Below are 24,773 nucleotides of genomic sequence, written 5' to 3'. Positions count from 1 at the left end.
GACCTCCCGGCGCGGTGGGGTCCTCGCATACGATGGCCGTTGCTCAGGCTGTCGCTTGAGTAACCGACCGTGCCAGGCCCGACCGGCAAGGAGACCAACCGCGTGTCCGTCCTCCAGAAGATCATGCGTGCAGGCGAAGGCAAGATCCTGCGCAAGCTGCACCGCATCGCGGACCAGGTCAACTCCATCGAAGAGGACTTCGAGAGCCTCTCCGACGCCGAGCTGCGCGCGCTTACGGATGAGTACAAGCAGCGTTTCGAGGACGGCGAGACCCTCGACGACCTGCTCCCCGAGGCGTTCGCGACCGTCCGCGAGGCCGCCCGGCGCGTGCTGGGCCAGCGGCCCTACGACGTCCAGCTGATGGGCGGCGCCGCCCTCCACCTCGGATACGTGGCGGAGATGAAGACCGGCGAGGGCAAGACCCTGGTCGGCACGCTGCCGACGTACTTGAACGCGCTGTCCGGCAAGGGCGTCCACCTGATCACGGTGAACGACTACCTGGCCGAGCGCGACTCCGAGATGATGGGCCGCGTCCACAAGTTCCTCGGCCTGAGCGTCGGCTGCATCCTGGCCAACATGACGCCGGCCCAGCGCCGTGAGCAGTACAACTGCGACATCACCTACGGCACGAACAACGAGTTCGGCTTCGACTACCTCCGCGACAACATGGCGTGGTCCCAGGACGAGCTCGTCCAGCGCGGCCACAACTTCGCGGTGGTCGACGAGGTCGACTCCATCCTCGTCGACGAAGCCCGTACGCCGCTGATCATCTCCGGCCCCGCCGACCAGGCCACCAAGTGGTACGGCGACTTCGCGAAGCTCGTCACGCGCCTGAAGAAGGGCGAGGCGGGCAACCAGCTGAAGGGCATCGAGGAGACCGGCGACTACGAGGTCGACGAGAAGAAGCGCACCGTCGCCATCCACGAGTCGGGCGTCTCCAAGGTCGAGGACTGGCTGGGCATCGACAACCTCTACGAGTCGGTCAACACGCCGCTCGTCGGGTACCTGAACAACGCCATCAAGGCCAAGGAACTCTTCAAGAAGGACAAGGACTACGTCGTCATCGACGGCGAAGTCATGATCGTCGACGAGCACACCGGCCGTATCCTCGCCGGCCGCCGTTACAACGAGGGCATGCACCAGGCCATCGAGGCGAAGGAGGGGGTGGACATCAAGGACGAGAACCAGACCTTGGCCACCATCACCCTCCAGAACTTCTTCCGGCTCTACGACAAGCTCTCCGGCATGACCGGTACGGCGATGACCGAGGCCGCCGAGTTCCACCAGATCTACAAGCTCGGCGTCGTCCCGATCCCGACGAACAAGCCGATGGTCCGCAAGGACCAGGCCGACCTGATCTACCGCACCGAGGTCGCCAAGTTCGAGGCCGTCGTCGACGACATCGCGGAGAAGCACGAGAAGGGGCAGCCGATCCTCGTCGGTACCACTTCCGTGGAGAAGTCCGAGTACCTCTCGCAGCAGCTCAGCAAGCGCGGCATCCAGCACGAAGTGCTCAACGCGAAGCAGCACGACCGTGAGGCCGTGATCGTCGCGCAGGCCGGCCGCAAGGGCGCCGTCACCGTGGCCACGAACATGGCCGGTCGTGGCACCGACATCAAGCTCGGCGGCAACCCGGACGACCTCGCCGAGGCCGAGCTGCGCCAGGCGGGCCTCGACCCCGTCGAGCACGTCGAGGAGTGGGCCGCGGCCCTGCCCGCCGCCCTTGAGAAGGCCGAGCAGGCGGTCAAGGACGAGTTCGAAGAGGTCAAGGAGCTCGGCGGGCTGTACGTCCTCGGTACGGAGCGGCACGAGTCGCGGCGTATCGACAACCAGCTGCGCGGTCGCAGCGGCCGTCAGGGCGACCCGGGCGAGTCCCGCTTCTACCTGTCGCTCGGCGACGACCTGATGCGGCTCTTCAAGGCGCAGATGGTCGAGCGCGTGATGTCCATGGCCAACGTGCCGGACGACGTGCCGATCGAGAACAAGATGGTGACGCGGGCCATCGCCTCCGCCCAGTCGCAGGTCGAGCAGCAGAACTTCGAGACGCGTAAGAACGTCCTGAAGTACGACGAGGTGCTCAACCGCCAGCGCGAGGTCATCTACGGCGAGCGTCGCCGCGTCCTGGAGGGCGAGGACCTGCAGGAGCAGGTCGTGCACTTCATGGACGACACCATCGACGAGTACATCGGCGCCGAGACCGCCGAGGGCTTCGCCGAGGACTGGGACCTCGACCGGCTGTGGGGCGCCTTCAAGCAGCTCTACCCGATCAAGGTCACCGTCGAGGAGCTCGAGGACGAGGCCGGCGACCGGGCCGGGCTCACCGCCGAGTTCATCGCGGAAGCGGTCAAGGACGACATCCACGCGCAGTACGAGGCGCGCGAGGAGCAGCTCGGCTCCGAGATCATGCGCGAGCTCGAGCGGCGCGTGGTGCTGAGCGTGCTCGACCGCAAGTGGCGCGAGCACCTCTACGAGATGGACTACCTCCAGGAGGGCATCGGCCTGCGGGCCATGGCGCAGAAGGACCCGCTGGTCGAGTACCAGCGCGAGGGCTTCGACATGTTCACCGCCATGATGGAGGGCATCAAGGAGGAGTCCGTCGGCTACCTGTTCAACCTGGAGGTCCAGGTCGAGCAGCAGGTCGAGGAGGTCCCGGTCGAGGACGCGGCGCCCGCCACGTCGCTCGACAAGGAGGACGCGGTGCCGGCGCAGTCCGGGGCCCGTCCGGAGATCCGCGCCAAGGGGCTCGACGCCCCGCAGCGTCCCGACCGCCTGCACTTCCAGGCGCCGAACGCCGAGGGCGGTGTCGACGAGGGCGACTTCGTCACCGAGGACGGCGACGGGCCGACGCGGTCCGAGGCGGACGGTCTGACGCGGGCCGAGCGCCGCAAGCAGTCGAAGGGCCGTCGTCGCAAGAAGTGACAGCCGTTTGACGGTTTGACAGCCGTTTCCTGAAGGGCCGGGCACCTGTGAGGTGCCCGGCCCTTCATGCGTGCGGACACGCTCTAGTAGGTGTCCCGCGGCGGGCGGCCGTCCAGTTCCACGGCCGTGACCCGCCAGCGCCGGTCGCGGGACAGGTGGAGGCGGAAGGCCAGGGCGTGCAGGCGGTGGCCCGCGGTGATCCGGGCGAAGACCTCGTAGGTGCCGGTGGCAGGCTCGAAGTGGCCGATGCGGTGGATCGTGGGGAGGGGGCCCCGCGTGCCCAGGGGGCGGCGGGCCAGCAGCCACAGCAGGTCGTCGTAGGCCTGTGCGGCGGTGTGCCGGGCGAACCAGTACGGGGGCTTGTGGCCGGTCAGCACCAGGAGCAGGCGCTGCGTGAACAGCTCGGTGGGGTGCGGCGGGGGCCCGGGCGGCACGCGATGCGCGGCCGGGCGGCGGGAGTCCCGGCGGGACGGGGGCCGAGTGGTGCCTCGGGGACCTTGCCTGGTCATCACCTTCTGCACAGCGCCTCCGGATACCAGTCGGTAACTATTCGTGGTGGATCTTGTACGGGCTGTTCGGGGGCGTCTGCAAGGGAGTGCGGCCGGGCGCACGGCCGGGGCCGGGTTCACTTATCCGGGTGGCCCGGCGTGCGGCGGACCCGGCGGCACAAGGCCGGGGCCGGGTGAACCCGCGGAGCCCCGTTGACATGGGCTCCGGGGGTGGTCGGCAGTCCGAAGGGGGACTCCCGCACGTATCCTGAAGGCCCCTTTGTGGACCCTGAGAACTCGACGGGAGCTCGACGAGAACTCAGACGAGAACTCGGACAAGAACTCCGACAGACGACGAAAGCGGTCCGTCATGCGTGTGTACGTGCCTCTGTCCCTGCCTCGACTCGCCGAGGCGTACGAGACGGGCGAGCTGGGGCCCGCGCCGCTGACCGCTTTCGCCGTGACGCCCGCGCTGCGCGAGTGGTACCTGTCCGACGACATCGAGGAGCTCGAGTACGCGGCGCTGAACCGGGCCGCGCTCGCCTCCCTGCGGCTGCTCGCCGGGGAGCCCGGGGCGGTGCGGCGGCGGGTCGTCGTCGCCGTGGACGTGGCCGACAAGGCCGCCTCCGCCGACCCGGACCGCGGGCTCGACCCGGCCGCGCTCGGCGAGGTGACCGTGCACGAGAGCGTGGCGCTCGCCAAGGCCGCCGCCGTGCACGTGGACGCCGACGACGCCGAGGCCGATGTGACGGCCGCCGCCGACGCGCTCGGCGCCGCGGACCAGGGCGACGACGACGCCCAGTTCGTCGTGGACGGCGCAGAGGACCACGAGCTGCTGTGGTTCGCGACGCAGGAGATCCCGAACCTGGTGGGCCGCGGGGACGCCCGCTGAGCGGCCCGGTCACGGGGGTACGTTCTTACGCATGGGGAAGCACATAGCCGACGCGCACATCGTCTGGGACTGGAACGGGACGCTGTTCCACGACAACGACGCGATCATCCGCGCCACGAACGCCGCCTTCGAGGAGCTCGGGCTCGCCCCGATCACCTTGGAGAGGTACCGCGAGCTGTACTGCGTACCGGTGCCCAAGTTCTACGAGCGACTCATGGGGCGGCTGCCCACCGACGCCGAGTGGGTCGTGATGGACGAGGCGTTCCACCGGCACTACGCGCTGCACTCCGTGGCGTGCGGGCTCGCCGAGGGCGTCGAGCCGCTGCTCGCCGGATGGCAGCAGGCCGGTCGCAGCCAGTCCATTCTGAGCATGTACGAGCATGGTGAACTCGTGCCGCTGGTACGGCAGTTCGGGATCGCCGAGCGGTTCGTCCGGGTCGACGGGCGGGTCGGCCCCTCGGGCGGCAGCAAGGCCGAGCACATGGTGCGTCACCTGGGCGCTCTGGGCGCCGCGGGCGTCGTGCCCGAGCGGACCGTCGTCATCGGGGACGCCGCTGACGACGCGGTCGCCGCCCTCGGCGCGGGCGCCAGGGCCGTGCTCTACACCGGCGGTTCGCACAGCCGGGCCAGCCTCGAAAAGGTGGGGGCGCCCGTCGTGGACTCGCTGGCGGAGGCCGTGCGCGAGGCGGAGCGGATCGCCGCCGCGGCCTGAACCGGGCATTCCCTTTTGCGTCGAGTTCGTTCACGCTCCGCGTGGGGCTGCGTACTCTGTGGTGAGAGCGGTGGTGCCGCGGTACGCGACGGGGGGACGGAAGCCATGGGTTTCGGGTTCGGGCAGCGGCGTGGCGGTCAACTGCCGGTCGAGGTCACCACGTTCGTCGGCCGGCAGGCCGAACTGGCCCAGGTGCAGGGCGCCTTCGCGCAGGCCAGACTGGTCACCCTGGTCGGTCCCGGCGGGGTCGGCAAGAGTCGTACGGCGCTGCGCGCGGCGGCCGGGCTCGACGGACACTTCCCCGACGGGGTGTGGCTGGTCGAGTTGAGCGCGCTGCGCGATCCCGAATTGATCCCGGCGACGCTCGCCGCCGTGCTCCAACTGCCCGAGCAGGCGGGCATGGAGCCGCTGGACGCCGTGGTCGCGCATCTGCAGGGGCGGCGGCTGCTCGTCGTCCTCGACACCTGCGAGCACCTCGTCGACGCGTGCGCGATGCTCGCCGACGTGCTGCTGCGGGAGGCCGCGGGGGTCAGTGTCCTCGCCACCAGCCGGCAGCCGCTGGACGTGCCGGGGGAGCACTGCTGCCCCATCGCACCGCTCGACGCGGAGGACGCGCTCGAACTGTTCGTGCAGCGGGCCGCGGCGGTCGTGCCCGGGTTCGCGGCGACCGGCGAGAACCGGGACCAACTGGCGGCGCTCGCCCGCAGGTTGGACGGGATCCCGCTCGCCCTCGAACTGGCCGCCGTGCGGCTGCGGGCGGTCCCGCTGCAGCAGCTCGTGGAGCGGCTCGGGCAGCGCTTCGAGGTGCTCACGGGCGGGCGGCGCACCGCGCTGACGCGGCATCAGACGCTGCGTACGGCCATCGGCTGGTCGCACGAGCTGTGCACGCCGCAGGAGCGGTTGCTGTGGGCCCGGCTCTCGGTCTTCGCGGGCTCCTTCGAGCTGACGGCCGCCGAAGTGGTCGGTGCGGGAGGGGAGTTGAGCGCCGGGGAGGTTCTCGAACACCTCATCGGGCTCGTCGACAAGTCCGTGGTGCAGCGCATCGGGGAGGACGGCGGACGCTACCGGCTGCTCGACACCATCAGGGAGTACGGGGCCGAGTGGCTGGAGGAGTCGGGGCAGGCGGACGCGGTGCGGCGGCGCCACTTCGCGCACTACCGGGAGCTCGGGCGGCGGTACTGGGACGAGTTCCTCACCCCGGCCCAGACCGCGCACCACCGCAGGCTTCAGGCCGAGAATGCCGATCTGCGTGCCGCACTCGAATTCGCGTACAGCCAGCGGGAGTTGGCGCCCTCGGCGTTGCTGCTCGCCGCGCAGCTCGGGCCGTACTGGCGGGCGCTCGGGGCGATCGCCGAGGGGCGGTACTGGATCGACAAGGGGCTCGCGCAGCTCGGCGAGGCGGGGGAGGCGCAGGCCTGGGGCCGGTTCATGGTCGCCGAGTTCGCCGTGTGGACCGGCGATCTGCCCGGCGCGCTCGAACTGTTCCACCGGGCGCTCGGCGTGGCGCGGGCCTCGAGGAACGACCGGATCGAGCTGTTCTGCGAGGCCTATCTGGGCGGGCTCGACGCGCTGTGCGGGCAGCCCGAGGGGCTCGTGGCCCTGGAGGACGCCCGGCAGCGGATGCTGCAGCGCGGCGACGGGCTTGGCACGGCCGTCATCCACTACGAGGGCGCCGTCGTGCTCGGGGCGCTCGGCGACACGGACAAGGCGCTGGAGCTGTGCCGCACCGGGCTCGCGTTCCTGGAGGGCACCGGGGAGCGGCAGCTGCTCAGCTCCACGCTCATGGTGCAGGGCGTCATGCTGTGGCTGTCGGGCGAGCGCGAGGAGGCCGTCGCGCCGCTGCTGCGGGGTCTTGAGGCGGCCGCCGAAATAGACGAGGTGCTGATCGCCGCGATGTGCACGCTGGTGCTCGCCTGGTCCGCGGCGCACGACAAGCGCTTCGTGCGGGCCGCGTGGCTGCTCGGGTACGCGGAGAGCGCCCGGCGGACGAGCGGGGACCCCATCGGGATGCTGCCCACGCTCTTCGAGGAGCAGGAGGCCAGGCGGGCCGCCGTCCTCGACGCGCTCGGCGACGAGCAGTTCCGGCGGTGGCGCGAGGTGGGGGCGCGGCTGTCGGGCATGCAGGTTCTCGAAGCGGTGCGGGCGGATGCGGAGCGCCCCTCCGACCTGGGTGTGTCCGTGCCCGCGGCGCGGGGCGGGGTCGATGCGCTGACCCGGCGGGAGCGGGAGGTCGCCGTGCTCGTGGCGCAGGGGCTGTCGAACCGGGAGATCGCGGAGCGGCTCGTCATCTCCAAGCGGACCGCCGATGCGCACGTGGAGCACATCCTGGCGAAGCTGGGGGTGGGGTCGCGGACGGAGGTCGCCGCCGTCGCGGGTGCCGGGCTCGAGAGCTCAGGGGGAGGTCACCCCTAGGCATTCAGGAAATTCAGGGAGATTCAGGGAAATTAGGGGATGTTCGGGGAGCTTTGGGCCTCCCTAGGTATACGGACAGCGAAGTTGTGCGCTCACATGCGTATACCTGTGTTCCGGTATACCGATGTGCCCGTCCCGCGCCGCCCGCGAAGCTGTAGCCGTACCGAACGCGGCGGGAGAAGCACGCGGCGGGGCGCCGGGCAGTAATGGTCAACTCCCCACGGCTGTCGTGGCAACGGCCCCTCGTCGTGGTGCCCGCAGTGCGGTACACCAGGTGGCTGCCCTCGTCGGCGGGGCAGCCACCCTTTCTTCACCGGCCCGCCCGGACCCCGCGGGCCGGGGGTTCAGATCGCCGGCGCCTTCGCCCGCAGCACCGTGAGGAACTCGCGCATCCAGCGGGAGTGGTCCGGCCACGCGCGGGCCGAGACCAGGGTGCCGTCGACGACCGTCTCCGCGTCCTGGAAGGTGGCCCCGGCCGCCTGCATGTCGATCTCAAGCGCCGGATACGCGGTGACGCGGCGGCCCCGCAGGCCGTCGATCGCGGCCGTCAGGAGCGGGCCGTGGCAGATCTGGGCCACGGGCTTGTCGGTGTCGAAGAAGGACTTGATGATCTTGCGGAGCTCGGCGTCCCCGCGCAGGTACTCGGGCGCCCGGCCGCCGGGTATCACCAGGGCGGCGTACTGGCCCGGGTCGACTTCCGCGAAGGCCAGGTCCGCGGGCCAGGTGTAGCCCGGCTTCTCCGTGTACGTGTCGAAGCCCGGCTCGAAGTCGTGGACCACGAAGCGGAGCTTCTTGCGGGTCGGCGCCGCGATGTCGACGTCGTACCCCTCCTCGCGCAGCCGCTGGTACGGGTAGAGGACCTCCAGGGACTCCGCCGCGTCGCCGGTCACGATCAGAATCTTGGGTGCCATTGGTCACACGCTCCCGTCGGTGCCGTACGCCCGTGGACTGCACCCAAGGTGCTCCCGCCCCGGATTCCTGGCAAGGGCCGCGGTTCTGTGCAGAGTGTCAAAGTTCGGGGGCTTCTTTTGTACACATACGGCTCATGACGGGCTCCGGGTGGGGAGCGATAGCCTTGACCCGTGATCAGCGCGATATCTCGCGGGGGCATCGTCGCCCCCTGCCCGCGCCGGGAGCGGACTGCCCGCAACAGCGGCCCCGCCCGGCGCCCGCTCGCTGATCGTTTCCGGCGGATGGCCAGTTCGTTGAAAATGGCGCATTACCGTCCGCTCTTCTCCCATTCCGGCATAACGTCGATGTCGACCGGACACCCCGCGTCGCGACGTTACGTCGAGCGATTCACGTTCATCACGTCTACGTCACGCAACGGCGCGCGACAGGAGCCAGAGGACAATGCAGACCAAGCTGGACGAAGCCAAGGCCGAGCTGCTCGCACGGGCCGCCCGGGTAGCTGAGAACAGCCCGGTAGGGGGGCACCTACCGACGGGCGAGAGCAGGGACGCTGTCGAGAACATCGACTCCGTGCTCACGTTCCTCCAGCGCTACTACCTGCACACCGCACCCGAGGACCTCGGCGACCGCGATCCGGTCGACGTCTTCGGCGCCGCGTACTCGCACTACCGCCTCGCGGAGAACCGTCCGCAGGGCACGGCGAACGTCAAGGTCCACACGCCGACCGTCGAGGAGAACGGCTGGACCTGCAGCCACTCCGTCGTCGAGGTCGTCACCGACGACATGCCGTTCCTCGTGGACTCCGTGACCAACGAGCTGTCCCGGCAGGGGCGTGGCATCCACGTCGTCATCCACCCGCAGGTCGTCGTGCGGCGCGACGTCACCGGCAAGCTGCAGGAAGTGCTTCCGGCCGGTTCCTCCGCCCAGGGGCACGACGTGCTCGTCGAGTCGTGGATCCACGTCGAGATGGACCGCGAGACCGACCGCGCCGATCTGAAGCAGATCACCGCGGACCTGCTGCGCGTCCTGTCCGACGTGCGCGAGTGCGTCGAGGACTGGGAGAAGATGCGCGACGCCGCGCTGCGCATCGCCGACGAGCTGCCGAGCGAGCCCACCGCGGACGACCTCGTGGACCAGGAGGTCGACGAGGCCCGCGAGCTGCTCCGCTGGCTGGCCGCCGACCACTTCACCTTCCTCGGCTACCGCGAGTACGACCTCACCGACGACGACTCCCTCGCCGCCGTCCCCGGCACGGGCCTCGGCATCCTGCGCTCCGACCCGCAGCACGCCGACGACGAGCGCCACGCCGCGATCCCGGTCTCGCCGTCCTTCAACCGGCTGCCGGCCGACGCCCGCGCCAAGGCCCGCGAGCACAAGCTGCTCGTGCTGACCAAGGCCAACAGCCGCGCCACCGTGCACCGCCCGAGCTACCTCGACTACGTCGGCGTGAAGAAGTTCGACGCCGAGGGCAACGTCGTGGGCGAGCGCCGCTTCCTCGGCCTCTTCTCCTCCGCCGCGTACACCGAGTCCGTGCGCCGCGTCCCCGTCATCCGCCGCAAGGTCGCCGAGGTCCTCAAGGGCGCGGGCTTCACGCCCGCGAGCCACGACGGCCGCGACCTGATGCAGATCATGGAGACGTACCCGCGCGACGAGCTCTTCCAGACCCCGGCCGACGAGCTGCGGTCCATCGTCACGTCCGTGCTCTACCTCCAGGAGCGGCGCCGCCTCCGGCTCTACCTGCGCAAGGACGAGTACGGGCGCTACTACTCGGCGCTCGTCTACCTGCCGCGCGACCGCTACACCACCGGCGTCCGGCTGCGGATCATCGACATCCTGAAGGAGGAACTCGGCGGCACCAGCGTCGACTTCACCGCCTGGAACACCGAGTCGATCCTCTCCCGCCTGCACTTCGTCGTCCGCGTCGCGCCCGGCACCGAGTTGCCCGCGCTCACCGACGCCGACACCGACCGCATCGAGGCCCGCCTCGTCGAGGCCGCCCGCTCCTGGGCCGACGGCTTCGCGGAGGCGCTGAACGCCGAGTGCGGCGAGGAGCGCGCCGCCGAACTGCTGCGCCGCTACGGCCAGGCGTTCCCCGAGGGCTACAAGGCCGACCACACGCCGCGCGCGGCCGTCGCCGACCTGGTCCACCTCGAGCAACTGACGCACGGGGCAAAGGACTTCGCGCTCTCCCTGTACGAGCCGGTGGGCGCCGCCCCCGGCGAGCGCCGCTTCAAGATCTACCGGACCGGGTCGCCCGTCTCGCTCTCCGCCGTCCTGCCGGTGCTGCAGCGCCTGGGCGTCGAGGTCACCGACGAGCGCCCGTACGAGCTGCGCTGCTCCGACGGGGAGGCCCGGGCGACCGCCTGGATCTACGACTTCGGCCTGCGCATGCCGAAGCCCGCGAACGGCAACGGCGACGAGCTCGGCGCCGACGGCCGCGAGCGGTTCCAGGAGGCGTTCGCCGCGACCTGGACCGGCCTCGCCGAGAACGACGGCTTCAACGCCCTCGTCCTGCGCGCCGGGCTGAACTGGCGGCAGGCGATGGTCCTGCGCGCGTACGCCAAGTACCTGCGCCAGGCGGGCTCCCCGTTCAGCCAGGACTACATGGAGGACACCCTCCGGACCAACGTCCACACGACCCGGCTGCTCGTCTCCCTCTTCGAGGCGCGGATGTCCCCGGACCGGCAGCGCGCCGGGACCGAGCTCATCGACGGGCTCCTGGAGGAGCTCGACGGCGCCCTCGACCAGGTCGCCTCGCTCGACGAGGACCGCATCCTGCGCTCCTTCCTCACCGTCATCAAGGCGACCCTGCGCACGAACTTCTTCCAGGAGGCGGGCGGCGGCACGCCGCACGCGTACGTCTCCATGAAGTTCGACCCGCAGGCCATCCCCGACCTGCCCGCGCCGAGGCCCGCGTACGAGATCTGGGTGTACTCGCCGCGCGTCGAGGGCGTGCACCTGCGCTTCGGCAAGGTCGCGCGCGGCGGCCTGCGCTGGTCCGACCGGCGCGAGGACTTCCGTACCGAGATCCTCGGCCTCGTGAAGGCGCAGATGGTGAAGAACACCGTCATTGTGCCCGTCGGCGCCAAGGGCGGCTTCGTCGCCAAGCAGCTGCCGGACCCGTCGGTGGACCGCGACGCGTGGCTCGCCGAGGGCGTGGCCTCGTACCGGACCTTCATCTCGGCGCTGCTCGACATCACCGACAACCTCGTCGCCGGTGAGGTCGTGCCGCCCGCCGACGTCGTGCGGCACGACAGCCCGGACACGGACGACACGTACCTCGTGGTCGCGGCCGACAAGGGCACGGCGACGTTCTCCGACATCGCCAACGAGGTCGCGGCCTCCTACAACTTCTGGCTCGGTGACGCGTTCGCGTCCGGCGGCTCGGCCGGGTACGACCACAAGGCCATGGGCATCACCGCCCGCGGCGCCTGGGAGTCCGTCAAACGGCACTTCCGGGAGCTGGGCGTCGACACCCAGTCCGAGGACTTCACGGTCGTCGGCGTCGGCGACATGAGCGGTGACGTGTTCGGCAACGGCATGCTGCTGAGCGAGCACATCAGGCTCGTCGCCGCCTTCGACCACCGGCACATCTTCATCGACCCGAAGCCGGTCGCGGAGACCTCGTACGCCGAGCGGCGCCGCATGTTCGAGCTGCCGCGCTCGTCGTGGGCCGACTACAACAAGGAGCTGATCTCCGCGGGCGGCGGCGTCTTCCCCCGCTCCGCCAAGGCGATCCAGCTCAACGCCCACATCCGCGAGGCCCTCGGCATCGAGTCGGGCCAGGCCAAGATGACCCCGGCCGAGCTGATGAAGGCCATCCTGCAGGCGCCGGTCGACCTGCTGTGGAACGGCGGCATCGGTACGTACGTGAAGTCGTCGGCGGAGTCGAACGCGGACGTCGGCGACAAGGCCAACGACGCCATCCGCGTCGACGGCCAGGACGTGCGCGCCCGGGTCATCGGCGAGGGCGGCAACCTCGGCGCGACCCAGCTGGGCCGCATCGAGTTCGCCCGCGTCGGCGGCAGGGTCAACACCGACGCGATCGACAACAGCGCCGGTGTGAACACCTCCGACGTCGAGGTCAACATCAAGATCCTGCTCAACGGCCTTGTCTCCGAAGGGGACATGACCGTCAAGCAGCGCAACAAGCTCCTTGCCGCGATGACCGACGAGGTCGGCCACCTCGTGCTGCGCAACAACTACGCGCAGAACGTGGCGCTCGCCAACGCCGAGGCCCAGTCCTCGTCCCTGCTCCACGCCCAACAGCGCTTCATGCGCCGCCTGGGCAAGCAGGGCCACCTCGACCGCTCCCTGGAGTTCCTGCCGAACGACCGGCAGATCAAGGAACTCCTCAACAGCGGCCGGGGGCTGGCCCAGCCGGAGCTCGCCGTCCTCCTCGCGTACACGAAGATCACGGCCTCCGACGAGCTGATCCAGACGACGCTGCCCGACGACGCGTACCTGCGCCGTCTGCTGCACGCCTACTTCCCGCAGCCGCTGCGCGAGAAGTACGGCGACGCGATCGACGCGCACGCGCTGCGCCGCGAGATCATCACGACGGTCCTGGTCAACGACACGGTGAACACGGGCGGTTCGACCTTCCTGCACCGCCTGCGCGAGGAGACCGGCGCCTCCCTCGAAGAGATCGTGCGGGCGCAGCTCGCCGCGCGCGAGATCTTCGGTCTGAGCGAGGTGTGGGACGCGGTCGAGGCGCTCGACAACATCGTCGCCGCCGACGTCCAGACCCGGATCCGCCTGCACTCGCGGCGACTTGTCGAGCGCGGCACCCGCTGGCTGCTCAACAACCGCCCGCAGCCCCTGCAGTTGGCGGAGACCATCGCCTTCTTCAAGGACGGTGTCGCCGAGGTCTGGGCCGCCATGCCGAAGATGCTGCGCGGCGCCGACGCCGAGTGGTACCAGTCGATCCTCGACGAGCTGACCGGTGCCGGGGTGCCCGAGGAGCTGGCCTCCCGGGTCGCGGGCTTCTCGTCCGCGTTCCCGACGCTCGACATCGTGCAGATCGGCGACCGCATGGGCAAGCCGGCGCTCGACGTCGCCGAGGTCTACTACGACCTCGCCGACCGGCTCTCCATCACCCAGCTCATGGACCGCATCATCGAGCTGCCGCGGGCCGACCGCTGGCAGTCGATGGCCCGCGCCTCCATCCGCGAGGACCTGTACGCGGCGCACGCCGCGCTGACGGCCGACGTGCTGGCCGATGGGAACGAGCCGTCGTCACCGTCGCCCGAGCAGCGGTTCAAGGCGTGGGAGGAGAAGAACGCGCCGATCCTGGGCCGTGCCCGCACGACCCTGGAGGAGATCCAGGGCTCGGACGCCTTCGACCTGGCGAACCTGTCGGTGGCGATGCGGACGATGCGGACGCTGCTGCGCACGCACTCGTAAGGCATACGTTCACGGGGGCGGCCCCGGGGGGGCGGGCCCGGGGGGGCCCCGGGGCGGGGGGGGGGGGGCGCGGGGGGCGGGGGGGGGGGCGGGGGGGGGGGGGGGGGCCCCCCCCCGGCCCCCCCCCCCGCCCCGGGGCCCCCCCGGGCCCGCCCCCCCGGGGCCGCCCCCGTGAACGTCGGTGATGGTCCACTGGGCGAGGTTGCCGTCGCCGGTCAGCGTGCAGAGCCGGTCGCCCTTGACGATCTGCCGCTTCTTGACGATGTCCTCGGCGTACAGGTCGGCCGGGAAGGGGTTCTGCTCGGCGCCCGCGCGGCACTCCTGCGGGGTCGTTCCCGCTGACCTGCCGAGGGGTTTCGCGAAGCTGTAGCGGTCGTCGCGGACCTCGAACTCCGTGTAGTCGGAGCCCATTTGGGCCGTCGGGTCGACCTCGACGGGGGAGCCGAACTCGGGGGTGCGGATCGTGATCGCCTTACCCATGAACAGCTGCGTGTACGTGGCACGGGCGGCCGGAGGTGCCGACGCCGACGCGTCCGTGGTCGGCCGCTCCGGCGAACTTGCGGACGTGGACGGCGAGTTCACCGGTTGGGACGACTGCTTGGCGTTGGCCGTGCCGCCCTTCTTCTGGCCGTCGGGCGGGACCCGGGGGCCGGGGACAGGCAGGACGCCACGACGTCGCGCAGGGGGCGGGGGACCGCGTCCAGGGACGGGGGCTCGCGGTCCGTGCCCGCGATGCGGGCCGCGATCGCCAGGCCGTTGCCCTGGCCGTACGGGTGGTGGCCCGTCGCCGACCAGGCGGCCCGCCGTGGTGAGGGCGGCCGCGCCGGCCGCGTGGGCGATGCCGAAGTCGAGCAGCCAGGGGCCGCCGGCGGCGAGCACGATGTTCGTCGGTTTCACGTCGCGGTGGATCACGCCCGAGGCGTGCACCGCGGCCAGCGCCCGCGCCGCGCCCGCCACGAGCTGCAGGACCGCGGCCACCGGGAGCGGACCGTGTGCGGTCCCTCGTCGAGCGGGACGCCCGGCACGTAGCGGGTGGCGAGCCAGGGGAGGGCGGCCTCGGCGTCGTGGTCGAGGACCGGGACGAGGTGCGGGCCCGCGACCCGGCGGGCCGCCGCCACCTCGCGGGCGAACCGCTCGCGGAACGCCGCGCTCTGTGCGTACTCCCGGCGCACCGGCTTGAGTGCGACGGGCTGTCCGCCACGCGTGTACGTCAGATGGACGGTGCCCATGCCGCCCTGGCGATGAGGGCTTGCAGCGGATGGCCGGCGACCTCGCGCGGGTCCTGTGCGCGCAGCGGCTCCAGCCGCTCCCCGTGCGCCGCCGCGCCTCTCATCTGCCGTTCTCCTCCGCCGAGTTGGCCGCGTCGGCGGCCGGATCCGTCTCCGTATTCTGCCCCGGCTCTTGCCTTTTTCTTGCCCCATTCCTGTCGCCATCTGTCGAGATGGTTCGCGCAGCGATTTGGTTGCACGTGAGGCGCGAATCGAGGCATGAGATTTGCCATACGCCTTGAACTCGGGCATTACGTCTAAAGTGGACCTGATTGTCTGACTGATGGGTCTGACTGATGGATCAGGGAGAGTCGATGCCGCCGAAGTCGTCCGAGCCGGACGCCAAGCCGGCGATCCGCGCTGCCGCGCTGCCCGACGACTGGGCCGCGACACCGCTGACCGTCGTCATGCCGACGTACAACGAGGCGGGGAACCTGCCCCGGATGGCCGAGGCCCTGATGGCCCTGGACCTGCCGGGCCTGCGCCTGCTCGTCGTCGACGACTCCAGCCCCGACGGCACGGGCGAGATCGCGGAGAGCTACGTCGAGAGGTTCGGTGCCGAGCGCATGGGCGTCCTGCACCGGGCGGGCAAGGAAGGACTCGGCCGCGCGTACGCGGCGGGCATGGCGCAGGCGGTCGCCGACGGCGCGCGCTTCGTCCTCCAGATGGACGCCGACGGCAGCCACCCGGTCCCAAAGGTCCCCGAAATGCTGGGAGTTGCCCTCTCCAGCGGCGCCGGAGTCACCATCGGCAGCCGCTACGTCCAGGGCGGCACCCTCGACGCCTCGTGGGGCGCGCACCGCAAGCTGCTCTCCCGCTGGGCGAACGCGTACGCGGGCACCATCCTCGGCACCCGCGTCCGCGACATCACCGGCGGGTTCAACCTGTGGCGCGAGGACACCCTGCGCGCCATCGACCTCGCGTCCGTGGACAGCGCGGGCTACAGCTTCCAGGTCGAGATGAAGTACCGCGCCCTGCGCAGGGGTTACGGGATCATGGAGGTCCCGATCCACTTCGAGGACCGCACTGTCGGCGAGTCCAAGATGGACCTGATGGTGCAGCTCGAGTCGGTCGCCATGCCGTGGAAGCTGCGCGCGAGGTCGCGCCGGTGACCGCGACGTCGTACGCACCACCGCGCCCGGCCCTGACGCGGGCGCGGCGCATCTCCTTCGAGATCGTGAAGTTCGGCGTGGTCGGCGGCAGCGGTGTCGCCGTGAACTTCCTGGTCTTCAACCTCCTTTTCCACGGCATGGGTTCGGGCCCGATGGCGGCCACCGTGGCTGCCAGCTGTGTCGCGATGGCCACGAACTACCTGGGCTTCCGCTTCTTCGCCTACCGCGACCGCGCGGCCCGCACCCGCCGCCAGATCATGCTGTTCTTCGTCTTCAGCGGCATCGGCGTGGCGATGGAGAGCCTGCTGTTCTACGCGGGCTATCACGGCGCCCAGATGACGGGGCCGATCGCCGCGAACGTGGCGAAGGCGCTGTCGATCGTGCTCGCCTCCGCGTTCCGCTTCCTCGTCTACCGGACATGGGTCTTCCAACACCATGCGCGCCACCGGTAGTTGGCTCGCGCGGATCGGCGCGCTGCTGGTCCTCGCCCTGCTGCTGGGCGTCGTCCTGCAGCTGCCCTGGGCCGGCGACCTCGGCATACACGCCGCGACGATCCAGCGCCTGCGGCACGACCTGGGCTCCCCGGGCGACCCGCTCGTCGCGGCGGACTCCGACAGCCCGTACTACACGCCGTGGACGCTGCTCCTCGGCTGCCTCGCGAAGGCGACCGGGCTCGGCGTGTTCGTGGTGCTGCGGATCGCGGCGCTGATCTCGCTCACCGTCCTGGTGACGGGCGTGTGGGCCTTCGTCGCGTCGTTCCGGGACCGGGCCTCCGCCTGGCGCAGCTCGGCCGCGGCGGCTCTCGTGCTGCTCAGCCTGATGCTGCTGTGGGGCACCACCCTGTTCGACTGGAGCGGCTTCCTCGGGCTCAACTCCCTTGCCCTGACGGTCTCCTACCCCAGTACCTTCGCGCTCGGCGCGTCCTTCTGGCTGTGGACCCTGCTGCGCCGGGCGGCGGCCTGGCCGCACTTCCTGGGGGCGGGCGCCCTGTGGGCGGTGATCCTGCTCAGCCACCAGTTCACCGGGGTCGTCGCCACGCTCGGCTCGATCGCCATGCTGCTCGGGACGCGGGCCACCGACGGCCGGGTCGGCTGGGAGCGGATCGGCGGGGGCGCCGCCCTGGGCGCGGTGCTGCTCGCGCTGTGGCCCTACTACTCGTTCTTCAAGCTGTTCGACATGGGCGGCGGCCTGGAGGAGATCCACCGCTCGCTCTACCGCGAACTGCCCGGCCGGATCTGGCTCGTGGCGCTGGTCGGCGGGGCGGCGCTCGTACTGCGCTGCCTGCGCGACCGGCGTGATCCGCTCGTGCTGTTCTGCCTGTTCGGGATCACCCTGTTCGCCGCGGGCGGGATCAGCGGGCACTGGTCGTGGGGCCGGGTGCTGCCCGCCGCCCTGATCCCCGCTCAGGTCGCGGCGGGCCTCGAGGTGTTCAGCGCGTCACGGCGCGCGGTGCGGGCGGCGTTCGGCACGGTGTTCGCCGGGGCGCTGCTCACCGGCCTGTGGACCCAGTCCGGCACGCTGGGCTACGTCCTGCCGCGCTCGGCCCTGCCGTCGGCCGTCGAGGCCAAGTACGGCGGGCAGTGGTCGGGCTACCAGTGGATCACCCCGTGGGTGAAGTACGGGGACGTGGTCATGGCCTCGACCTGGCCGGCCCGGCAGATCCCCGCGTACGGGCCCTACACGGTGGCCCCCGGGTACCCGGACTTCTTCCTGAAGGACCAGAAGGCGCGCGAAGCGGCGGTCGAGACGTACTTCGACGCGGGCACGTCGCGCGCCGAGCGGCGCGAGCTGCTGCGCGAGTACGACGTGAAGTGGGTCGTGGCGGCCTGGGACGAGAAGCCCGGGCTGCCGCTGGAGCGGGTTGCGCAGGGCCCGAAGGGGCAGCGCCTTTACAAGGTCACCCAGTAGTCCGGGCGAGCGCCGGACACACCGGAGCCCCGGTCACCCGTGAGCGGGCGACCGGGGCTCCGGTCCTGCTGCGTACGGCCGGTCAGCGCGTCACGAGGCGGACGGCCTTGCGGATCTTGCGCGCCAGCGGGTTGCTGTTGACCCTGCGGACCACCGGCTGCAGCACCTTCGCCTTGAGGCCCACCGGCTCCCAGCGCACCTGGATCCGGCCCGAGCCACGGCCCTCCGGCTCGACGGTGACCACGTGCTGGTCGACCTCGGCCGTGAACGAGGGGAACTCGAGCGGCGCGAGCAGCAGCCCGTTGTTGCGCAGCCCCTCCGGGGCCTGCAGCTGCAGCATCGGGTGGCGCACGCCCGCGAAGCCCTGCGCGGGCAGCTGGGCCTTCGCCAGGTCGAGCAGGACCTGGCCCTCGAAGACGCCGGGCCGCACCGGGTCGAGCCGGAACCGCACGGTCATCCGCTTGCGGCCGGGGGAGATCAGCAGCGAGGCGACCTGCGGCCCGAACGGCAGCCGGAGCCCCGGGTCGTACGTGCGCACCTTCAGCTGGACCGAGGCCGCGCCCGGGCCGCGCTTGAGGTCCACGATCTCGTTGCGGAACTGGGCGCGCGGGAACGGCCGGGAGTCCAGGCCGAGCCCGGTGAGGTCCAGCTCGCGCCGCCCCGTCTCCGTGTCCGGCACCCGGTCGCCCCAGTACAGGGCGCCGGACTCGTCCGTCGTCGTCGCCGGCGGGGCGACGTCGTGGCCGAGGCCGCGCGCCGCGGTGCGGGCGTCGTCCAGCCGTCCGTCGCGCACGAGCTGGATGACGACGCGCTCGCCGCGCGGCAGGCGGACGAACGCCCCCGGGGCCAGGCCCTCCAGGTACGGGTTGACGATCTCCGCGTAGCCCGCCATCCACGCGTCGTCGCGGTAGGGCAGGTCGCCGGAGTACATGCGCAGGTCGTGCTTGAGGAACTTGAAGTCCTTGGCCTCGCGCAGCTGCGCGCTGTAGCCGCCCTCGACCAGGAACGCGTCGATGAGCCCCTGCACGTACACGCGGTCGCGCACGTTGCTCAGCTTGTGGCGCTGGTTCGAGATGGACGCCGCGGACTCGGCGACGAACGGCGCGATGTACCAGCGGTAGACCCGCTCGGGCACCACCGTGAACGCCTTGGCCAGGCAGTACGCCTGTGCCGAGAAGAGCTGGTCCTCGTAGTGGATGCCCTCGGGGAAGCGCAGGTCGTGGCGGTCCAGGAAGTCCCGCGTGTACATCTTGCTGGTCGACAGGTGCTCGAAGAGCAGACCCGGCTCGGCCTCGATGCCCTCGACCGTGCGGCGCTCGGCGACGAGAGACGGCATCCACAGCGAGGTGCGGCCGGTGTCGACGCGGACGCGCTCGACCTGGCCCATCGCGAAGTCGATGTCGGGACGCTCGCGGTGCGCGGCGAGCAGCAACTCCACCGCGTTCGGCGTGAGTTCGTCGTCGCTGTCCAGGAACATCAGGTACTTGCCGCGCGCGATGTCGATCGCGCGGTTGCGCGGGGCGCTGCAGCCGCCCGAGTTCTCCGGCAGCCGCAGGTACGTGATGCGGCTGTCCGACGCCTCCAACGCCCGGGCCACTTCAGGGGTGTTGTCCGTGGAGTGGTCGTCGCTGATGATGATCTCGATGTTCTGGTGCGTCTGCGCCAGGAGCGAGGCGACGGCCGTGGGCAGCCGCTCGGCATCGTTGAAGACGATGACAGTGATCGTCACGTCAGGGGTCTGCGACATCAGGCGTTCGCTTCCTCGGGCGTGGGGGCGGGCGTACGGGACTCCAGCGGGACGATCGCCGGCAGCGACTCCTCGGACTCGCCGAGGAAGACGCGGCGCACGAACCGCTCCGAGGCGTTCCCGTCGTCGAAGTCGCAGAAGCGGCGCCGGAAGTGGGTGCGCGCCTTCGCCGACGCCTCGTCGTGCCAGGCGTCGGTGACGAGCAGCTCCTCGAGCTCCTCCTGGGTGCGCGCCACGTGCCCGGGCGGCTCCTCCATGAGGTCGAAGTAGACGCCGCGCGTCTTGGCGTACGTCTCCCAGTCGTCCGCGTAGCTGATGATCGGCCGGTCCAGGTTCGCGTAGTCGAACATGATCGACGAGTAGTCCGTGATCAGCACGTCCGCGGCCAGGCACAGCTCCTCGACCGGGTCGTAGCCGGACACGTCGATGACGCGGCCGGTACGGCGCAGGCTCGCCAGCGGGGAGGCCGCGCTGCCGTAGAAGTAGTGGCCGCGCACCAGCAGCACGGTGTCCTCGCCGAGCCGCTCGGACAGCGCCGCGAGGTCCAGACGCGGGGTCCAGCTCGCCTCGTAGTCGCGGTGCGTCGGCGCGTACAGGACGGCGCGCTTGCCGGGGGCGATGCCCAGGCGCTCGCGGATCGACCGCACGTCGGCGGCGCTCGCGTGGTAGTACACGTCGTTGCGCGGGTAGCCGATGTCGAGCGAGGTGAAGTGCGAGGGGTAGGCCCGCTCCCACATCCGCGTCGTGTGGCTGTTGGCGCTGACGCTGTAGTCCCAGCGGTCGACGCGCTCGAGCAGGGCGTCGAAGTCGAGGCCCTTGGACGCGGTCGGGTAGTCCAGCTGGTCCATGCCCATCTTCTTCAGCGGCGTGCCGTGATGGGTCATGACGTGCACCGAACCGGGGCGCTTGACCACCGCGTTCGGGAAGTTCACGTTGTTGATGAAGTACTTGGCGCGGGCCATGACCTCCCAGTACTGCCGGGTGCCGGGCACGACGTGGTCGGTGCCGGGCGGCAGCAGCGGCTGGGCCGCCTTGGAGACCACCCACACCTGGCGCACCTGCGGCGCGAGCTCGCGCAGCTTGGCGGCGATCGCGGCCGGGTTGCAGGCCACGCCGCGGTCCCAATAGGCGGAGAAGACAGCCAGGTTGGGGTCGATCGGCTCGCGCAGCGCCTTGTGGTAGTGGTGCTCCTGCACCTTCTGGCCGAGCTGCTTCTTGCGCTCGCGCAGCGTCGTCTTCAGCTCGCGCCGCTTGACGTTCGCGGTCTGGAACGCGCGGTACTTCGTGTACGCGTCCTCTTCGAGCAGGCGGCGCCGGATGCCTTCGAGGCCGCCCGGCGGCTTGTGGCCCTCGGGCTTCCAGCGCACGGCGGCGGCGGAGGCGCGGTGGAAGAACTCCTTGGCCACGGCGTCCGGCATCTTCTGGCGGGCCACGACGCGCGTGGACTCGGTCGCCATCTGGTTGTAGAGCACGGTGCGCGGGCCGACGGGCACGTCGAGGCTGCGCATCAGGCGCTGCAGGGCCTCGAAGGACTCGATGAGCTGGTAGCGCTGCTCGGGGGTGACCGGCGGCAGGCTCTCGGGGCGCAGCTCGCGGATGTCGATGACCGGGTGCTCGAGGCAGGCGATCCGGTCGGCGTGGATCAGCAGGGCGCGGGCGGCGAACATCTCGTCGGCCGTCAGCTCGCCCTGGTGTGCGCGCCACAGGTCGGCGTGGACGATGCGGTTGCCGAGGATCGGCGTGACCTGGAGCAGGTTCGGGGCGTCGGCCAGGGCCATCTCGCGGCGGCCGACGCGGGCCAGGCGGCCGGTGTCGAAGCTGCCGCGGTTGGTCGAGGGCCAGATGTCCCGCATGTGGTCGACGAGCAGGACGTCGACGGTCGCGGGCTGCTCGATCAGCCGGTCGAGCACCATGCGCAGGGCGCCGAGGTGGACGTGGTCCTTGGCATGCACGAACCACAGCCACTCGCCGCTCGCGCGCTCGGCGCCCGCGGCCCGGGCGTCGGCGTCGGACGTGCCCTCGGGCAGCGCGACGACGGTGCCGTCGTGCTCCGCGGCCACGCTCTGGGCGGCGGTGCCGACGGCGGCGACCACCAGTTCGGCCTCGGCCGGAAGCTGCGTGGCGACGCTCTCCAGACAGGTGCCGAGCAGGCCCTGCACGTCACGGCCGTAGACGATGACACTGAGCTTCGTCATGTCAGGCGACGCCCTTCTATCTCACTCAGCCGGGGCTGGGCCATGGCCTGCACGCGGCCTCCCTTATCCATTTCTGCGCACTGCACGGGGCGAACCATAGTTACATCAAAAAGAAAAAAGGCTAAACACAGCTTCTCTATGGTAAGCCTCACGAAGAAAGCGCCACTTTCTGCTGGTCAGTACGGGTCTACGCGGCCTTGCCCGCTTTCGCGGGGTTCGTAAAGGACTCGTAGGCCTTGAGGACCTCCTCGGTCGGCCCGTCCATCCGCAGCTCGCCGCGCTCCAGCCACAGCACCCGGTCGCAGGTGTCCCGGATCGACTTGTTGCTGTGGCTGACCAGGAAGACGGTGCCCGCACGCTTGCGCAGCTCGCGGATCCGTTCCTCCGAGCGCTTCTGGAAGGCGCGGTCGCCGGTGGCGAGCGCCTCGTCGATGAGCAGGACGTCGTGGTCCTTGGCGGCCGCGATGGAGAACCGCAGCCGGGCCGCCATGCCGGACGAGTACGTGCGCATCGGCAGGGTGATGAAGTCGCCCTTCTCGTTGACGCCGGAGAAGTCGACGATCTCGTCGTAGCGCTCGCGGAGCTGCTCGGGCGTCATGCCCATCGCGAGCCCGCCGAGCCGTACGTTGCGCTCGCCGGTGAGGTCGTTCATCAGGGCCGCGTTCACGCCGAGCAGCGAGGGCTGGCCGTCGGTGAAGATCCGGCCCCGCTCCACGGGCAGCAGCCCGGCGACGGCCTTGAGCAGGGTCGACTTGCCGGACCCGTTCGTGCCGATGAGGCCGATGGCCTCGCCGCGGTGGGCGGTGAAGGAGACGTTCCTGACCGCGTGCACGGTGCGCACGCCCGCGCGCTTCTCGGCCTTCTTCTTGTTGCCGAGCATCCGGCCGAGCGCGGCGGTGGCGGAGCCGCGGCCCGCGCCCGTGCCGTTGACGCGGTAGACGATGTCGACGCCGTCGACGATGACGGTGGGGGCGGTGGGGGCGGTGGGGACGGTCCCGTCCCGGTCCTTGGTGAGGTCAGCCACGGCCGTACGTCTCCTCTGCCTTCCAGAAGTAGATGAACCCGCCGGCGCCGAAGAGCAGCGCCCAGCCCGCGGCGAGCGCCCACACGTGGGGCGGCAGCTGGCTCGCGGTGAAGCTGTCGATCAGCGAGAAGCGCATCAGGTCGATGTAGACCGCGGCCGGGTTGGCCTGTAGCGCGGACACCACCCACGACGGGATGTCGCGGCCGGAGGTGAGGTGCTCCAGGCTCCACATCACCCCGGACACGTACATCCACGTACGCAGCAGGAACGGCATGAGCTGGGCGATGTCCGGGGTGTGGGCGCCGATCCGCGCCATGATCAGGGCGAGTCCGGTGTTGAAGGTGAACTGCAGGAACAGCGCCGGCAGCACCAGGACCCAGGACGCGGTCGGCGGGACGCCGAAGCAGAGCAGGATCACGACGAGCGCGCACATCGAGAACAGCAGCTGCTGGAGCTGTTGCAGGCAGTACGAGATGGGGAGCGAGGCGCGCGGGAAGTGCAGGGCCCGCACCAGGCCCAGGCTGCCGGAGATCGCCCGGGTGCCCGCCATCACCGAGGACTGCGTGAACGTCCACACGAACACGCCCGTGACCAGGAACGGGATGTAGTCCGGCACGCCCCGGCTGGTGCCCATGAGCACGCCGAAGATGAAGTAGTAGACCGCCGCGTTCAGCAGCGGGGTCGCGACCTGCCAGACCTGGCCGAGCTTGGCCTGGCTGTACTGCGAGGTGAGCTTGGCGGTCGCGAAGGCGGTGATGAAGTGTCGCCGCTGCCACAGCTGGCCCACGTAGGCGGGCAGCGAGGGGCGGGCGCCGCTGACGCTCAGCCCGTGTCTGGCCGCGAGGGCGGCGGGGTCTTCCGCGAGGGGGGTGGGGGCCGGCGTGGGAGGCGTGTCCAGGACCTGACTCACATCCGCTGCTTTCGCTCGGGGCTGGGGTGCCCTTGGGTGGGGGCTTGCCCTTTCGGGGGCCGGTGTTTGCTTGCCGTTTACGTCGGGACGGACCCGTATCGTCGTCACGTGACGATAGGGGGCATCGACGTCGGAACGCAACCGTTTCGTCGTTACGGAACTATGCTGGCGCCATGACGACCAACGCCGACTCCCCCCAGCCGACGCGTCGCCGAGCCCCGGCCGGGGCCGCCGTCCTGCGCGAGGACGTGACCGACGCCATTCGCGGCGCCGTCTTCGAGGAGCTCGCGGCCGTCGGATACGCGCGGATGTCCATCGAGGGCATCGCGCGCCGCGCGGGCGTCGGCAAGACCGCGGTCTACCGCCGCTGGCGCTCCAAGCTCCACCTGGTCCTCGACCTGGTCTCGGCCATAGCGGTGCAGGGCCTGCCCGCGCCCGACACCGGCTCGCTCGAGGAGGACCTGCTGCTCCTGTACCGGGTCACGTCCCGGGCCCTGAAGCACCCGGTGGCCGGCCAGATCATCCCCGACCTGCAGGCGGAGGCGGCGCGCAACCCGGACATCGCCGACGCCATGCAGAAGGCGCTGCGGGAGGGGCAGCACGGGGTGGCGAGCGGCATCGTGCGCGCGGCGGTCGCGCGCGGCGAGCTGCGCGAGGGTCTCGACGAGGAGCTCGCGCTCGATCTGATCTCGGGGCCGCTGTACTGGCGCTCGATCGTCGTCCGTACGCCGCAGCTGCCCAAGGGGCATCTGCAACGGCTGGCGGCGGCCACGACGGCGGCGCTCAAGGCGCTGTGACGTCGCAGCCACGGCCGGTGCGCCGACGGCTGCGGCGCCGCGCGTGCTGCGCGGCGCCGCTCACGTGACTC

18 protein-coding genes are annotated in these 24,773 nt (G+C 70.8%); 9 read left to right on the top strand and 9 right to left on the bottom strand.

The annotated features are described in order from the left end of the window. Nucleotides 1-102: 102 nt before the first annotated feature. The gene (secA, locus tag ACIBUY_RS19575) at nt 103-2,919 is read left to right on the top strand and encodes a preprotein translocase subunit SecA (RefSeq protein ID WP_365577158.1); all 2,817 of its coding nucleotides are present in this window, start codon (nt 103-105) and stop codon (nt 2,917-2,919) included. An 83-nt stretch (nt 2,920-3,002) separates the two neighbouring features. Here secA and ACIBUY_RS19570 read toward each other — a convergent pair whose 3' ends face one another. Next, a complete protein-coding gene (locus ACIBUY_RS19570; RefSeq protein ID WP_399153161.1) occupies nt 3,003-3,353 on the bottom strand; it encodes an Rv3235 family protein in 351 nt (116 codons plus the stop codon). Nucleotides 3,354-3,777: 424 nt separating this feature from the next. On the opposite strand from ACIBUY_RS19570, the gene ACIBUY_RS19565 reads away from it, so the two are divergent. The 3 genes from ACIBUY_RS19565 (at nt 3,778) to ACIBUY_RS19555 (ending at nt 7,423) form a co-directional block, all read left to right on the top strand. Beyond that, entirely contained in the window at nt 3,778-4,299 is a 522-nt protein-coding gene (locus ACIBUY_RS19565; RefSeq protein ID WP_365577162.1) for a DUF6912 family protein, read from the top strand. Nucleotides 4,300-4,330: 31 nt separating this feature from the next. Beyond that, the gene (locus ACIBUY_RS19560; protein ID WP_365577164.1) at nt 4,331-5,011 is read left to right on the top strand and encodes an HAD family hydrolase; all 681 of its coding nucleotides are present in this window, start codon (nt 4,331-4,333) and stop codon (nt 5,009-5,011) included. A 105-nt stretch (nt 5,012-5,116) separates the two neighbouring features. Continuing rightward, nucleotides 5,117-7,423, top strand: a complete 2,307-nt coding sequence (locus ACIBUY_RS19555) for an ATP-binding protein (protein ID WP_399153160.1) — start codon at nt 5,117-5,119, stop codon at nt 7,421-7,423. Between the two features lie 344 nt (nt 7,424-7,767). Here ACIBUY_RS19555 and ACIBUY_RS19550 read toward each other — a convergent pair whose 3' ends face one another. Then, the gene (locus tag ACIBUY_RS19550; RefSeq protein WP_365577168.1) at nt 7,768-8,334 is read right to left on the bottom strand and encodes a DJ-1/PfpI family protein; all 567 of its coding nucleotides are present in this window, start codon (nt 8,332-8,334) and stop codon (nt 7,768-7,770) included. Nucleotides 8,335-8,776: 442 nt separating this feature from the next. Between ACIBUY_RS19550 and ACIBUY_RS19545 the strand changes: the two genes are divergently transcribed. Next, nucleotides 8,777-13,741, top strand: coding sequence for an NAD-glutamate dehydrogenase (locus ACIBUY_RS19545; protein ID WP_399153159.1), 4,965 nt, complete (start codon nt 8,777-8,779; stop codon nt 13,739-13,741). Between the two features lie 9 nt (nt 13,742-13,750). On the opposite strand, the gene ACIBUY_RS19540 is transcribed toward ACIBUY_RS19545, so the two are convergent. From ACIBUY_RS19540 to ACIBUY_RS19530, 3 genes are read right to left on the bottom strand one after another with little or no spacing between them, the layout of a single operon-like run. Beyond that, entirely contained in the window at nt 13,751-14,698 is a 948-nt protein-coding gene (locus tag ACIBUY_RS19540) for a hypothetical protein (protein WP_399153192.1), read from the bottom strand. Then, nucleotides 14,650-14,970 carry a hypothetical protein gene (locus ACIBUY_RS19535; RefSeq protein ID WP_399153158.1) on the bottom strand — a complete coding sequence of 107 codons (321 nt, stop codon included), beginning with the start codon at nt 14,968-14,970 and terminating at the stop codon, nt 14,650-14,652. The genes ACIBUY_RS19540 and ACIBUY_RS19535 overlap by 49 nt, the downstream gene beginning before the upstream one ends. Continuing rightward, a complete protein-coding gene (locus tag ACIBUY_RS19530; RefSeq protein WP_399153157.1) occupies nt 14,952-15,074 on the bottom strand; it encodes a hypothetical protein in 123 nt (40 codons plus the stop codon). The genes ACIBUY_RS19535 and ACIBUY_RS19530 overlap by 19 nt, the downstream gene beginning before the upstream one ends. Before the next feature lie 249 nt (nt 15,075-15,323). Between ACIBUY_RS19530 and ACIBUY_RS19525 the strand changes: the two genes are divergently transcribed. From ACIBUY_RS19525 to ACIBUY_RS19515, 3 genes are read left to right on the top strand one after another with little or no spacing between them, the layout of a single operon-like run. After that, nucleotides 15,324-16,121, top strand: a complete 798-nt coding sequence (locus ACIBUY_RS19525) for a polyprenol monophosphomannose synthase (RefSeq protein ID WP_365577174.1) — start codon at nt 15,324-15,326, stop codon at nt 16,119-16,121. Further along, complete coding sequence (locus ACIBUY_RS19520) at nt 16,118-16,573, top strand: GtrA family protein (RefSeq protein WP_365577176.1); 456 nt, start codon at nt 16,118-16,120, stop codon at nt 16,571-16,573. The genes ACIBUY_RS19525 and ACIBUY_RS19520 overlap by 4 nt, the downstream gene beginning before the upstream one ends. After that, nucleotides 16,557-18,029 carry a hypothetical protein gene (locus ACIBUY_RS19515; RefSeq protein WP_399153156.1) on the top strand — a complete coding sequence of 491 codons (1,473 nt, stop codon included), beginning with the start codon at nt 16,557-16,559 and terminating at the stop codon, nt 18,027-18,029. Before ACIBUY_RS19520 ends, ACIBUY_RS19515 begins: the two co-directional genes overlap by 17 nt. 82 nt (nt 18,030-18,111) lie before the next feature. On the opposite strand, the gene ACIBUY_RS19510 is transcribed toward ACIBUY_RS19515, so the two are convergent. The 4 genes from ACIBUY_RS19510 to ACIBUY_RS19495 all read right to left on the bottom strand — a co-directional run bounded on the left by ACIBUY_RS19510 (nt 18,112) and on the right by ACIBUY_RS19495 (nt 23,905). Further along, nucleotides 18,112-19,776 carry a glycosyltransferase family 2 protein gene (locus ACIBUY_RS19510; protein ID WP_399153155.1) on the bottom strand — a complete coding sequence of 555 codons (1,665 nt, stop codon included), beginning with the start codon at nt 19,774-19,776 and terminating at the stop codon, nt 18,112-18,114. Next, on the bottom strand, nt 19,776-21,971 hold the full coding sequence (locus tag ACIBUY_RS19505) for a CDP-glycerol glycerophosphotransferase family protein (protein WP_399153154.1): 2,196 nt from the start codon (nt 21,969-21,971) through the stop codon (nt 19,776-19,778). Before ACIBUY_RS19505 ends, ACIBUY_RS19510 begins: the two co-directional genes overlap by 1 nt. A 187-nt stretch (nt 21,972-22,158) precedes the next feature. Then, nucleotides 22,159-22,995 (bottom strand): ABC transporter ATP-binding protein, encoded by an 837-nt coding sequence (locus tag ACIBUY_RS19500; RefSeq protein WP_399153153.1) that lies wholly within the window; start codon nt 22,993-22,995, stop codon nt 22,159-22,161. Further along, the gene (locus tag ACIBUY_RS19495; RefSeq protein ID WP_365577183.1) at nt 22,988-23,905 is read right to left on the bottom strand and encodes an ABC transporter permease; all 918 of its coding nucleotides are present in this window, start codon (nt 23,903-23,905) and stop codon (nt 22,988-22,990) included. Before ACIBUY_RS19495 ends, ACIBUY_RS19500 begins: the two co-directional genes overlap by 8 nt. A 173-nt stretch (nt 23,906-24,078) precedes the next feature. Here ACIBUY_RS19495 and ACIBUY_RS19490 point away from each other — a divergent pair, with 173 nt between their 5' ends. Continuing rightward, nucleotides 24,079-24,702: a TetR/AcrR family transcriptional regulator gene (locus ACIBUY_RS19490; RefSeq protein ID WP_365577185.1), complete on the top strand. Its 624-nt coding sequence runs from the start codon at nt 24,079-24,081 to the stop codon at nt 24,700-24,702. Nucleotides 24,703-24,773: the final 71 nt, after the last annotated feature.

Origin of the sequence: Streptomyces sp. NPDC050085 (assembly GCF_044460595.1) — a bacterium.
In the GTDB taxonomy this organism is placed as follows: domain Bacteria; phylum Actinomycetota; class Actinomycetes; order Streptomycetales; family Streptomycetaceae; genus Streptomyces.
This window is presented reverse-complemented; position numbering and strand designations above follow the sequence as displayed.